At 67.7% G+C, this 12,672-nt stretch carries 11 protein-coding genes and 1 pseudogene; all 12 read left to right on the forward strand.

Annotated features, from left to right (window positions below; translation table 11 throughout):
- Nucleotides 1–66: 66 nt before the first annotated feature.
- Nucleotides 67–294 (forward strand): annotated as a pseudogene (locus tag B2R83_RS01320) (accessory factor UbiK family protein); the annotation flags it as partial.
- Between the two features lie 136 nt (nucleotides 295–430).
- Nucleotides 431–2,896, forward strand: coding sequence for an adenosylcobalamin-dependent ribonucleoside-diphosphate reductase (locus tag B2R83_RS01325; protein ID WP_292037876.1), 2,466 nt, complete (start codon nucleotides 431–433; stop codon nucleotides 2,894–2,896).
- A gap of 102 nt (nucleotides 2,897–2,998) precedes the next feature.
- The gene (locus B2R83_RS01330; protein WP_292037878.1) at nucleotides 2,999–4,276 is read left to right on the forward strand and encodes an MFS transporter; all 1,278 of its coding nucleotides are present in this window, start codon (nucleotides 2,999–3,001) and stop codon (nucleotides 4,274–4,276) included.
- Nucleotides 4,273–5,913, forward strand: coding sequence for a glycoside hydrolase family 43 protein (locus tag B2R83_RS01335; protein ID WP_292037879.1), 1,641 nt, complete (start codon nucleotides 4,273–4,275; stop codon nucleotides 5,911–5,913). The genes B2R83_RS01330 and B2R83_RS01335 overlap by 4 nt, the downstream gene beginning before the upstream one ends.
- A 36-nt stretch (nucleotides 5,914–5,949) precedes the next feature.
- Nucleotides 5,950–6,330, forward strand: a complete 381-nt coding sequence (locus tag B2R83_RS01340) for a SirB2 family protein (RefSeq protein WP_292037880.1) — start codon at nucleotides 5,950–5,952, stop codon at nucleotides 6,328–6,330.
- Nucleotides 6,331–6,528: 198 nt separating this feature from the next.
- On the forward strand, nucleotides 6,529–7,041 hold the full coding sequence (locus tag B2R83_RS01345) for an adenine phosphoribosyltransferase (RefSeq protein ID WP_292037881.1): 513 nt from the start codon (nucleotides 6,529–6,531) through the stop codon (nucleotides 7,039–7,041).
- Between the two features lie 98 nt (nucleotides 7,042–7,139).
- On the forward strand, nucleotides 7,140–8,654 hold the full coding sequence (locus B2R83_RS01350; RefSeq protein ID WP_292037882.1) for a YifB family Mg chelatase-like AAA ATPase: 1,515 nt from the start codon (nucleotides 7,140–7,142) through the stop codon (nucleotides 8,652–8,654).
- A gap of 45 nt (nucleotides 8,655–8,699) precedes the next feature.
- Nucleotides 8,700–9,212, forward strand: a complete 513-nt coding sequence (locus B2R83_RS01355) for a hypothetical protein (protein ID WP_292037883.1) — start codon at nucleotides 8,700–8,702, stop codon at nucleotides 9,210–9,212.
- Nucleotides 9,209–9,946, forward strand: a complete 738-nt coding sequence (locus tag B2R83_RS01360) for an ABC transporter ATP-binding protein (protein WP_292037884.1) — start codon at nucleotides 9,209–9,211, stop codon at nucleotides 9,944–9,946. Before B2R83_RS01355 ends, B2R83_RS01360 begins: the two co-directional genes overlap by 4 nt.
- A gap of 10 nt (nucleotides 9,947–9,956) precedes the next feature.
- A complete protein-coding gene (locus tag B2R83_RS01365; RefSeq protein WP_292037886.1) occupies nucleotides 9,957–11,507 on the forward strand; it encodes a hypothetical protein in 1,551 nt (516 codons plus the stop codon).
- Between the two features lie 72 nt (nucleotides 11,508–11,579).
- Nucleotides 11,580–11,921, forward strand: a complete 342-nt coding sequence (locus B2R83_RS01370; protein WP_209589702.1) for a DUF1840 domain-containing protein — start codon at nucleotides 11,580–11,582, stop codon at nucleotides 11,919–11,921.
- 196 nt (nucleotides 11,922–12,117) lie between these two features.
- The gene (locus tag B2R83_RS01375; RefSeq protein ID WP_292037887.1) at nucleotides 12,118–12,642 is read left to right on the forward strand and encodes a YbhB/YbcL family Raf kinase inhibitor-like protein; all 525 of its coding nucleotides are present in this window, start codon (nucleotides 12,118–12,120) and stop codon (nucleotides 12,640–12,642) included.
- Nucleotides 12,643–12,672: the final 30 nt, after the last annotated feature.

Here is a 12,672-nt window from a genome sequence, read left to right on the forward strand (position 1 = left end):
GGCGCGGCGCACCAAAAGCGGAGTGCAACGCACTGTCGTGGTGCAGTGCGATCCGACTGAAAGGAAATGGACATGAACAGCTTCTTCAATGACATCCAGGGCAAGATCAACCAGGCGCTGGAAAGCTCGCCGGCCAAGGACATCGAGAAAAACGTCAAGGCGATGATGACCCAGGGCTTCTCGAAGCTCGACCTGGTCACCCGCGAAGAGTTCGACATCCAGGCCCAGGTGCTGGCCAAGACCCGCGCCAAGCTCGAAGCGCTCGAGCTGCGCGTGGTGGAACTGGAAGCGCGCCTGGCCGCGCAGGGCGGCACCGTCAGCACGGCGGCCTCCTCCACGCCGGCCACGCCGGCTGCCGGCGATGCGCTCCCCGGCGCCACCGATCCGTCCGCGCCGCACGTGATCCTCGACAAGCCTTGACTCCCGTGCCATGAACGCGGTCGACCAGCCGGCAGGCGCTGCGATGGCGCCGCAGGAGGTCTCGCTCGACGTCCTGCGCGAGAAATACGCCAAGGGTGAGGAAAGCAGCATCCTCGACGTGCGCCGGCGCGTGGCGCGCGCCCTGGCGGCGCTCGAACCGGAGGAATGGCGCGCCGATTTCGAGGAGCGCTTCCTCTGGGCCCAGGAACAGGGTTTCGTTCCGGCCGGGCGCATCAACTCGGCCGCCGGCCTGGGACTGCAGGCCACCCTCATCAACTGCTTCGTCCAGCCGGTGGGCGACTCCATCTCCGGCAGCGAAGACGGTTTGCCGGGCATCTATACCGCCCTGCTTGAATCTGCCGAGACCATGCGCCGCGGCGGCGGCGTCGGCTACGACTTCAGCGCGATCCGCCCGATGGGCAGCAAGGTCCACGGCACCCGCTCGCGCGCCTCGGGACCGGTCTCGTACATGGAAGTGTTCGACGCCTCCTGCCGCACGGTGGAATCGGCCGGCGCCCGGCGCGGCGCCCAGATGGGCGTGCTGCGCATCGACCATCCCGACATCGAACGCTTCATCGCCGCCAAGGACGAAGGCGGGCTCACCAACTTCAACATCTCGGTCGGCGTCACCGACGCCTTCATGCGCGCGGTGGAAAACGACGAGCTGTTCGAGCTGGTGCACCGCGCCGAGCCGGGCGACGAGGATGCGGCCAATGCGTACCGCCGCGAGGACGGGCTCTGGGTCTATCGCCAGATCCGCGCGCGCGAACTGTGGGACCGGATCATCGCCTCGACCTACGACCACGCCGAGCCGGGCGTGCTGTTCGTCGACCGCATGAATCTTGAAAACAACCTCTGGTACGCAGAAGAGCTGCGCGCCACCAATCCCTGCGGCGAGCAGCCCCTGCCGAGCTACGGCTGCTGCGACCTCGGTTCGGTCAACCTCACGGCTTTCGTGCTGGACCCGTTCGGCGCCGATCCGCAATTCGATTTCGAGCGCATGTGCGAAGTGGCCTCGGTCGGCGTGCGCATGCTCGACCTGGTGCTGGACGCGACCGAATGGCCGCTGCCGCAGCAGGCCGCCGAGTCAAGGGACAAGCGCCGCATCGGCCTCGGCTTCCTGGGACTGGGCAGCGCCCTCGTCATGCTGGGGCTGCGCTACGACTCCGATGAAGGACGGGCCATGGCGGCGCGCATCGCCGAGACGCTGCGGGACGCCGCCTACGCGACCTCGGTCGCGCTGGCGCGCGAGAAAGGCGCTTTTCCCCTGTTCGACGCGGAGCAGTACCTGGACGGCCAGTTCGTCGAACGCTTGCCCGACTGGCTGCGCGAGGCGATCCGCAGCTACGGCATCCGCAACTCGCACCTGCTGTCGATCGCGCCGACCGGCACCATTTCGCTGGCCTTCGCCGACAATGCCTCGAACGGCATCGAACCGCCCTATTCCTGGACCTACCAGCGCAAGAAGCGCATGCCCGACGGCGCCATGCGCAGCTACGACGTCGAGGACCATGCCTGGCGCCTGTACCGCCAGATGGGGCACGACATGGCGTCGCTGCCGCCGCAGTTCGTGACGGCGCTCGAGATGCGCGCGATCGACCACCTGCGCATGGTGCAGGCGGTCCAGCCTTTCGTGGACACCGCGATCTCGAAGACCGTCAACGTGCCGGAAGACTATCCCTTCGACGATTTCCGCGACCTGTACAGCCAGGCCTGGCATGCGGGCCTGAAGGGCCTGGCGACCTACCGTCCGAACACGGTGCTGGGCAGCGTGCTGTCGACGGCGCCGCAAGCGCCACAGGCCTCCCAGCCGGACGAGGACCCGCTGCAGAAGCGCTTCGAGCGCCGCCCGCTGGGCGAACTGGAGTCGGTCACGTCCAAGATCGAATACTCGACCCAGGAAGGCCGCAAGACCGCCTATCTCACCGTCAGCTTCATCCGCGCCGACGGCGTGCATGAAGGCCGCAAGGTGACGGTGGAGCGGCCCTTCGAATTCTTCATGCCCTCGAACCAGCGCACCGGCGGCCAGCAGTGGATCACGGCCTCGATGCGCCTGCTGTCGATGGTGGCGCGCGCCGGCGGACCGATCGCGCGGGCGCTGGCCGACATGCGCGACGTGGTCTGGGAAAAAGGCCCGGTGCGCTGCGGCTACCTCACCCGCGAGGACGGCACCCAGGTGCCGGTCTACCACGATTCGGAAGTGGCGGCGATCGCCTTCATGCTGCAGCGCGTGCTGATCCGGCGCGGCTTCCTGGACGCCTGGGGCAACCAGGTGCCGGTGCCGGAGCTGGCGCGCCGCTTCGCCAGCCGCGGCGAGGGCCTGGCGCTCGAGGCCGAACCGCAGCCGCCGACCAGCTCGGGCGCCCTGCCCGCGGTCAGCGGCGCCAGGTGCCCGGAATGCGGCGCGCGGGCGCTGCGCAAGGTCGATGGCTGCACCCGCTGCGACGAGTGCCACTACGTCGGGGAATGCGGCTGAGGATGCAATCTGCCCGACTCCCGGCATGCCAGAAAGTTTGCGCTAACATTTCTCCGAAATAATGTGATATGGTTGACAACCCAACACAATGGTTGCGCAAACATGTTCACTCGGAAGATCAAAGGACTGCGCTGGTGGATGATCGGCCTGGTCATGCTGGGGGCGGTCATCAACTACCTGACCCGCAGCTCGCTGGCCGTCTCCGCGCCTACCCTGCTGAAGGAACTGGACATCAGCACCGCCGAGTATTCGTACATCACGGCGGCCTTCCAGGGTGCGATCATGCTGCAGCCGCTGTGCGGCTATGTGCTGGACGTGATCGGCCTGAAGTTCGGCTATGCGATGTTCGCGGTGGCCTGGTCGATCATCTGCATGCTGCACGGCTTCGCCGCCAACTGGCAGACGCTGGCCGTGCTGCGCGGCTTGCTGGGCCTGGCGGAAGGCTCGGCCAACCCGGCCGGGATGAAGGCGGTATCCGAATGGTTCCCGGCCAAAGAGCGCGGCATGGCGGGCGGCGTCTACAACATCGGCGCCTCGTTCGGCTCGATGCTGGCGCCGCCGCTGGTGGTGTGGGCCATCCTGCATTACAACTGGCAGTCCGCCTTCGTCATCACCGGCGCGCTCGGCCTGGTGTGGGTGGCGATCTGGCTGCTGCTCTACGATGCGCCGGCGCGCCACCGGCGCTTGTCAAAAGGCGAGGCGCAGCACATCGCCGCCGGCCAGGAGCAGCACCTGGAGGGCGACGGCAAGCGCCCTTCCGTCTCCAGCATCGTCAAGCAGCGCAACTTCTGGGGCATCGCGCTGCCGCGCTTCCTCGCCGACCCGGCCTGGGGCACGCTGGCCTTCTGGGTTCCCCTGTACCTGACGACGGTGCGCGGCTTCGACCTGAAGCAGATCGCCATGTTCGCCTGGCTGCCCTTCCTCGCCGCGGACCTGGGCTGCCTGTTCGGCCCCACCGTGGTGCTGTGGCTGCAGAAGCGCGGGGTGCGCCTGATCAACGCGCGGCGCGGCGCCTTCACGCTGGGCGCGATCATGATGATGGGCGTGGCTTTCGTCGGTTTCGTGGACGACGCCTATGCGGCGATCGCCCTGCTCAGCCTTGCCGGCTTCGCGCACCAGACCCTGTCGGTCACCGTGATCACCATGTCTTCCGACCTGTTCCGCCGCAACGAAGTGGCCACCGTGGCCGGCATGTGCGGCACCTTCGGCAACCTGGGCCTCCTGATCTTCTCGCTCCTGATTGGCGGCTTGATGAGCAGCGTGGGCTACACGCCCTTCTTCGTCAGCCTGGCGGTGCTGGACCTGGTCGCTGCCGTGCTGCTCTGGACCCTGGTGCGCGAGCCACGCCACGCCGACCTTCCCTTCAAGGAAACAACATGATCCAGAATCCGATTCTGCCCGGCTTCAACCCCGATCCGTCCATCGTGCGCGTGGGCGAGGATTACTACATCGCCACCTCCACCTTCGAGTGGTATCCGGGCGTGCAGATCCACCATTCGCGCGACCTGGCCAACTGGCGGCTAGCAAGCCGCCCATTGAACCGCGCCAGCCAGCTGAACATGCTCGGCGCGCCCGACTCCTGCGGCGTGTGGGCGCCCTGCCTCACCTATGCCGACGGCCTGTTCTGGCTGATCTACACCGACGTCAAGCGCTACGGCCGCACCTCCACCGGCGGCGCGACCGGCAGCGCATCCCTGCGCGACTTCCACAACTACCTGGTCACCAGCCCCAGTATCGACGGCCCCTGGTCGGACCCGGTGTACCTGAACAGCAGCGGCTTCGATCCTTCCCTGTTCCACGACGACGACGGGCGCAAATACCTGCTCAACCAGCTGTGGGACCACCGCCCCGGCGGCAAGCGCTTCGCCGGCATCGTGCTGCAGGAGTATTCGGTGGAGGAGCGCAAGCTGGTCGGACAGCGCGAGAACATCTTCAAGGGCACGGCGCACGGCCTGACCGAGTCGCCGCACCTGTACAAGCGCGCGGGCTACTACTACCTCTTGACCGCGGAAGGCGGCACCGGCTGGAACCATGGCGTGACGATGGCGCGCTCGCGCGCCTTGCGCGGGCCCTACGAGCTGCATCCGGACGTGACCATCCTCAGCGCGCGCAACCGGCCGGACGCGCCGCTGCAGCGCGCGGGCCATGCGGACCTGGTGGATACGCCGGACGGCGACACCTGGATGGTCTACCTGTGCGGCCGTCCGCTGCGCAACCGCGGCACCTGCACGCTGGGACGCGAGACGGCGATCCAGCCGATGCTCTGGGGCGAGGACGGCTGGCTGCGCACCCGCGACGGCCGCGGCACGCCCGAGTTGCAGGCGGATGCGCCGCAACTGGCGCAGCATTGCTTCCCGCCAGAACCGGTGCGCCAAGACTTCGACGGCCCGCAGCTGCCGCTCGCCTTCCAGTGGCTGCGCACCCCGTGGCCAGATGAGATTTTCAGCCTGGACGCACGCCCGGGCCACCTGCGCCTGTTCGGCCGCGAATCGATCGGCAGCCAGTTCCGCCAGGCCCTGGTGGCGCGCAGGCAGACGGCGCATTGCTACAGCGCCGCCACGGTCGTCGAGTTCGAGCCGCAGCACTACCAGCAGGCGGCGGGCCTGGTGTGCTATTACGGTGCGGCCAAGTTCCATTACCTGTACCTGAGCCACGACGAGGACCTGGGCAAGCACCTGCGCGTGATGAGCAGCCTGCCGAACCACATGCAGTCCGATGCCTTCAGCGCACCGATTCCCGTGCCGGCGGGCGTGCCGGTGGAGCTGCGCGTGGAGGTCGACGAGGAGCGGCTGCTGTTCGGCTATCGCCTGCCCGGAGGTGAATGGCAATGGCTGCCGCAGGGCTTCGATGCCAGCATCCTGTCGGACGAGGCATCGGCGCCCGGGCAGCCCAATTTCACCGGGGCCTTCGTGGGCATGGCCTGCCAGGACATGGCCGGAACCGGCCTGCATGCCGACTTCGACTGGTTCGATTATCGCGAACGTGCGCTCGCGGCCGCCCCGCGCGCCGCGACCTGAGGCATACTGGGCAGCTCATCAATTCCTGAACCTGCCATGCCTTACATCGCACTCAAGCACCTGCACGTCACCTTCGTGGCCCTGAGCGGCCTGCTGTTCCTGGTCCGCGGCATCTGGATGCTGCGCGCCTCGCCGAAGCTGGAGCAGCGCTGGGCCAGGATCGTGCCGCACATCGTCGACACCCTGCTGCTCGCCAGCGCCATCGGCCTGGCGGTGGTGAGCCATCAGTATCCGGGCCAGATGCCATGGCTGACGGCCAAGGTGGTGGGCCTGGTGGCCTACATCGTGCTCGGCACCATTGCGCTCAAGCGTGGCCGGACCCAGGGCCTGCGCACAGCGGCTTTTGTGGGCGCACTGGCCTGCTTCGCCTATATCGTGGCGGTGGCGGTCACGAAGAATCCGCTGGTGGTCTTCTAAGGATTTCGCCGGACGCGTTCAATGCTCGCTGCCCGCGTAGATCCACATTGACAGTGCAATGTCCATGGTGCACTTGCCTCGGTTGCTAGATCGTCCATGGTAGCGCTTCGACGGAGGCTGCTCGCACTGCCTCCGTACAGACCGGCGCCAATCGTCGTACACTCCTCCCTTCGCTTTCCCACACGAACACATACTCTTATGAACGATTTCGACAGCGTTCCGCTGGAATTTTTCCAGGATTACCCGGAACCGGGCGTCAATTTCATCGACGTCGGCTGCATTTTCGATAACCCGGAACATTGGCGCATCGCGATCGACACGCTGCACGCGCAGACCGATGACTTGCACTTCGATTTCATCCTGGCCATGGACGCGCGCGGATTCATGATCGCCGGCGCGCTCGCGCTGGAGCACAAGGTCGGCTTCGCCATGGCGCGCAAGGCAGGTAAATTGCCCGGCAAGTCGATCAGCATCGATTACAAGCGCGAATACGGCAGCGCGACCATCGAGATCCAGCCGGAACGGATCAAGGGCCAGCGCGTGCTGATCGTCGACGACGTGCTGGCCACCGGCGGCACCATCGAAGCGGCAGCTTCCCTGCTGCGCCAGATCGGCAAAGAGGTGGTCGGCGCGGCCGCCCTGTTCGACATCGCGTTCTTCAAGGACAAGCGCGCGCTGACCATGCCGGTCGTGACCCTGCGCGACGTCTGAGGCCTGCGCGGTGAAATGAGCGCACGCTTGGGTGCGCTCAACGAAGTTTGTTCGAAGCGGTGACACCATCCTGCGAGTCCCCACTTGTCAGGAAGCCCATGAGCCTCGCCGTGTTACGAAGCCGCGCCCTCGCCGGCATGGACGCGCCCGCGGTCAACGTCGAAGTCCACCTGGCCAACGGCCTCCCCGCCTTCACCATCGTCGGCCTGCCCGATGCCGAGGTACGCGAAGCCAAGGACCGCGTGCGCGCGGCGCTGCAGAACTCGGGCTTTACCATTCCCCCGCGCCGCATCACCGTCAACCTGGCGCCGGCCGACCTGCCGAAGGAATCCGGCCGCTTCGACCTGGCGATCGCGCTCGGCATCCTGGCGGCTTCGCAGCAGATCCCGGCCGAGGCGCTGGCGCGCTACGAGTTTGCCGGCGAGCTGTCGCTGTCCGGCGAACTGCGGCCCATCCGCGGCGCGCTGGCGATGAGCTTCGCCATGCGGCGCGAGAGCGAAGACCAAGCGCGCGCCTTCGTCCTGCCGCTGGCCAATGCCGACGAGGCCGCACTGGTGGGCGACGCCGCGATCTACCCGGCGCGCACCCTGCTCGAGGTGTGCGCCCACTTCGTGCGCGGTGCGGGCGCTGCCCCGCTGGCGCGCCACCGCGGCCAGGCGCCCGCAAGCGCCATCGACTATCCCGATTTCGCGGAAGTGAAGGGCCAGCAGAGCGCCAAGCGCGCGCTGGAGGTGGCGGCCGCGGGTACGCATTCGGTGCTGCTGATCGGACCGCCGGGCGCGGGGAAAAGCATGCTGGCCTCGCGCTTCGCCGGCCTGCTGCCGCCGATGAGCGAGGAACAGGCGCTGGAGTCGGCCGCGGTACAGTCGATCGCCGGCAGCTTCTCGCCGCAGCGCTGGGGCCGGCGGCCGTTTCGCAGTCCGCATCACAGCGCCTCGAGCGTCGCACTGGTGGGCGGCGGCAGCCCGCCGCGTCCGGGCGAGGTCTCGCTGGCCCACCACGGCGTGCTCTTCCTCGACGAATTGCCGGAGTTCGACCGGCGCGTGCTGGAAGTGCTGCGCGAGCCGCTCGAATCGGGCCAGATCACGATCTCGCGCGCGGCGCACCAGGCCGACTTCCCGGCGCGCTTCCAGCTGGTGGCGGCGATGAACCCCTGCCCCTGCGGCTGGCTCGGACACGTGTCCGGAAAATGCCGCTGCACGCCAGAAAGCGCGCAGCGCTACCAGGACCGCGTCTCCGGCCCCCTGCTCGACCGCATCGACATCCAGCTGGCGGTGGCGGCCATGCCGGCGGAGAGCATCGGCGCCCAGGCCGACGGCGAGAGCAGCGCCGCGATCTCCGCACGCGTGGCGCAGGCGCATGCGCTGCAGCTGACGCGCCAGGGCAAGCCGAACCAGGGCCTGGCGCCGCGCGAGATCGACCGCTACTGCCGCCCGGACGCGGCCGGCGAACGCCTGCTGCGCGCCGCGATGCAGCAGCTGCACTGGTCGGCGCGCGCCTACCACCGCGTGCTCAAGGTGGCGCGCACGGTGGCCGACCTGGGCGGCGCGCAGCACGTCGCGGCCGAGCATATCGCGGAAGCGATCCAGTACCGGCGCGCCTTCAAGGCGTGACGGCAGGGAGTATCCGCGGGGCGCGCCTCCTGTTACCATCGTGGCATGCACATCAAACAACTTGTCCTCGCTTCGCTGTCCGCGGTCCTGCTGGCGGGCTGCTCGCCCACCTATAACTGGCGCGACTACACCAGCGCCGAAGGCGCCTTCAAGGTGCTGTTCCCGGCCAAGCCGGCGACGCACACGCGCGTCATCGACCTGGGTGGCATCAAGGTCGACATGACGATGACGGCCGCCGAGGTGGAAGGCACGACCTTCGCCGTCGGCACCGCGGTCGCGCCGGATGCGGCCCTGGCCCAGGCCACCCTGCCCGCGATGCGCCAGGCCCTGCTGCGCAATATCGGGGCCAGCGATGCCGCGGAAAAGAACGCCGCGACGCCCGCCGGCGCGACGCTGGACGTCGACGCGGTCGGCAAGGGCAACAGCGGCCCGGTGCGCCTGGTCGGGCGCTTCGTTGCGAAAGGCACGCGCGTGTACCAGGTGATCGTGGTGGGCACGCCGGGCGCGATGCCGCCCGAGCACACCGAGCAGTTCCTGTCCTCGTTCAAGCCGCAATGATGGCGGACACTAGCCCGGCCCTGCGGACCAGCGGCCTGTCCAAGTCCTTCGGCCGTCCGGCGGTCGATGGCCTGGAGCTGGAGGTGCGCCGCGGCGAGCTGTACGCCCTGCTCGGCCCGAACGGCGCCGGCAAGACCACGACGCTGCGCATGGTGACCGGACTGGTGGCGCCGGATGCCGGCCGCATCGAAGTGCTCGGCATCGACCTGGCGCAGGCGCCACTCGATGCCAAGCGCAGGATGGCCTACCTGCCGGACGACCCCATGTTGTACGGGAAGCTCAAGCCCACCGAATACCTCGAGTTCGTCGCCGGCCTGTGGGGCGTGGAGGCGCGCGCCGCCGAGCCGCGCGCACGCGCGCTGCTCGACTGGCTCGACCTGAGCCCGCACGCGCACGAACTGACCGAAGGGTTTTCGCGCGGGATGAAGCAGAAGCTGGCGCTGGCCGGCGCGCTGATCCACGAACCGGAACTGCTGATCCTCGACGAACCGCTGACGGGACTGGACGCGGCCGCCGCGCGCCAGGTCAAGGACCTGCTGCTGTCCCATGTGGCCAAGGGCGGCACCGTCATCCTCACCACCCACATCCTCGAGGTAGCGGAACGACTGGCACAACGCATCGGGATCATCCGCGAGGGGCGCCTGATCGCCGAGGGCACGCTGGCCGAGCTGCGCGAGCGCACCAGCGGCGGCAGCCTCGAGGACGTGTTCCTGCAGCTCACCGCGCAGCCATGAGCGCATGCTTATGAGTGCACAAGCGGGCAGCATCCCCTGGCTGTTCCGGCACGAGCTGCGGCTCATGTGGTTCAGCGCGGGCTCGAGCAAATCGGAGAAGTCGCAACGGCGTCCCGGGCTGGCCGGACTCGCCGTCGTCGGGCTGGCCTGGCTGGCCCTGCACGCGATTGCCTTGTTTATCGTGTGGCGCACCGCCGGCATCGATCTGCGCGATCCGCGGGTGCTGGTCGCGGTGAGCGCCCTGCTGTACGGCAGCATGACCTTCATGCTCTCCAGCGCCCTGAAGTCGAGCGTGCTGGTGCTGTTCGAGCGGGGCGACCTCGACCTGCTGCTGTCCTCGCCCCTGCCCTCGCGCAGCATCTTCACCGTCCGCCTCGGCACGGTGGCTGCAGGTACTGCCGCCCTCTACCTGTTCTTCCTGGCGCCCTTCGCCCATGCGGGCGCACTGCTCGGCCACGTGGGCTGGCTCGCCGTCTATCCGGTCCTTCTGGGAACCGTGACGATCGTCGCCTGCGCAGCCATGCTGATGACGCTCGGGCTGGTGCGGCTCATCGGCGCGCGGCGCACGCGCATCGTCGCGCAGGTGATCGGCGCCCTGGCCGGCGCGCTGATCTTCATCCTGTCCCAGGTGTTCGCGCAGTTTTCGCGCTCGATGGAGACGCGCGCCGCGGCCGCGTTCGCGCGTGCCTTCGCCGAGAACGGCGCACTGGGGGCCGGAAGTCCGGTCTGGCTGCCGGGCCGTGCGCTGCTGGGCGAGCCACTGCCCCTGCTGGGCCTCGTGGCCCTGGCGGCGGCAGTCTTCGTGTTCACCGCGGCACGGACCCACCGGTTCTTCGTCCACGGCCTGCAGCAGGCCGCGTCGTCCAGCCGCGCGGCGCGCCGGCCGGCCGGCGGCCTGCGCTTTGGCTTCGGCCGCAGCCTGTTCACGACGATGCTGCTCAAGGAATGGCGCCTGATCCTGCGCGACCCGCAGCTCATCTCGCATGTCGCGCTGCAGCTGATCTATCTGCTGCCGCTGTTCTTCATCATCTTCAAACGCAGCGAGGTGCAGCTGCCTGCCATGGCGGCCGGGCTGACGCTGCTGTGCAGTTCACTGACCGCGTCCCTGGCCTGGATTATCTTGTCGGCGGAAGACGCGCCCGACCTGTTGCGCCTCTCGCCCGCGCCGCCAGGGACCGTGCGCAATGCCAAGCTGGCAGCGGCGGTGCTGCCCTGCCTGGTCCTGGTGCTGGCGCCGCTGGCCTGGCTGATCGTGCGTGCGCCGCTCGCTGGACTGGGAGCTGCGGGGGCCGTGACCGGCGCCGTGTGCGCGTCGGCGGTGATCGTGCACTGGTGCGGCCGTCCGGGTTTGCGCAGCGATTACGTGGCGCGTGGGAAGGGCGATCTCCTGAGCTCGATCCTCGGGATGTTCAACAGCCTGTGCTGGGGCGCGCTGGCCTGGTGCCTGGCGTCGATCGCCGCCGGCCCGACCGATCGAACCGTGGTCGGCGCAGCCTTCGCGGCGCTGGGTGCACTGGCAACACTGGGCATGTCCCGGCTCTTTCGCCGGCCACGCCCCTGAGTGCGTGCGCGGGATGAAAGCATTTCCAAGACGTGTTATCGTTTAGTCACTAACAAATCAATGGGCACAGCTATGTTGATTACATTCAAATGTAAATCCTATCCTGAGGTTCTGATGTACCAGGAACACGCCAAACGTATCCTGGACCTGCTGCACAAGGATACGGAACGCGGCGTCATCACCGCGGAAGAAGCGCCTCGCGCCGTCGCGCTGCTCGAGGGCGAAATCGAGGAAAGCCGCAAGCACCAGATTTCCGAACAAGTCGAGCGCGACGTGCAGGCCCACCATGGCGAAAACGAAGATAACGAGCACGAACCGATCGAAGTCGTGACCTTCTCGACGCGCGCATTTCCGCTGCTGGAAATGCTGCGCTCCGCCCGCGACCAGCATACCGACGTCCTCTGGGGCGTCTAGACGCGCTTCCGGCAGGCCGATGAGCGGGGCGCAGCCCCGCTTTTTTTATGTCTGCTCGCCACGCGTGCAATGGCGTGTAACGCGCAGGGTCCGGGGCTGTCAAACGACGCGGGGAGAACGCCGTCGGCATCGATGACACGTTTCCCCCGGCGAAGCGGCGCCGCACGGTGCGCCGTCATCGAAGACGGAGACGACCATGAGCCTGGTCCTTGCCTCGTCCGATTTCAGCGCGAGAAGCAGCATTCCTGTGGAGCATACCTGTGACGGCGCCGACCGTTCGCCCTCACTGTCCTGGTCGGGCGCACCGGCTGCTGCCAAAAGCTTTGCGCTGGTGATCGACGATCCGGATGCGCCCGACCCGGCGGCACCCAAGATGACATGGGTACACTGGGTTCTCTATAACATTCCGCCCGAAGCGAACGGGCTGAGCGGCGGCGTTCCCGAAGCCGAACTGCCGAGGGGGACACGGAGCGGCCTGAACGATTGGAAAAGAACGGCTTACGGGGGCCCCTGTCCGCCGGTGGGCAGGCACCGCTACTTCCACAAGCTGTATGCATTGGATGTAGTGCTGCCGGATCTCGGACACCCGACGAAGAAGCAACTCGAGCAGGCCATGCTGGGCCACATCCTCGAGCAATGTGAGCTGGTGGGAACGTATGAGCGCGCGCTGCCTCCCGTTAGGCGGCGCAGAAAAGCAAAAAGCCCGCTCAGACTTAACTGAGCGGGCTTTGCATATAACTAGCCTGACGAT

Origin of the sequence: Massilia sp. UBA6681 (assembly GCF_002454935.1) — a bacterium.
In the GTDB taxonomy this organism is placed as follows: Bacteria; Pseudomonadota; Gammaproteobacteria; order Burkholderiales; family Burkholderiaceae_D; genus Telluria; species Telluria varians.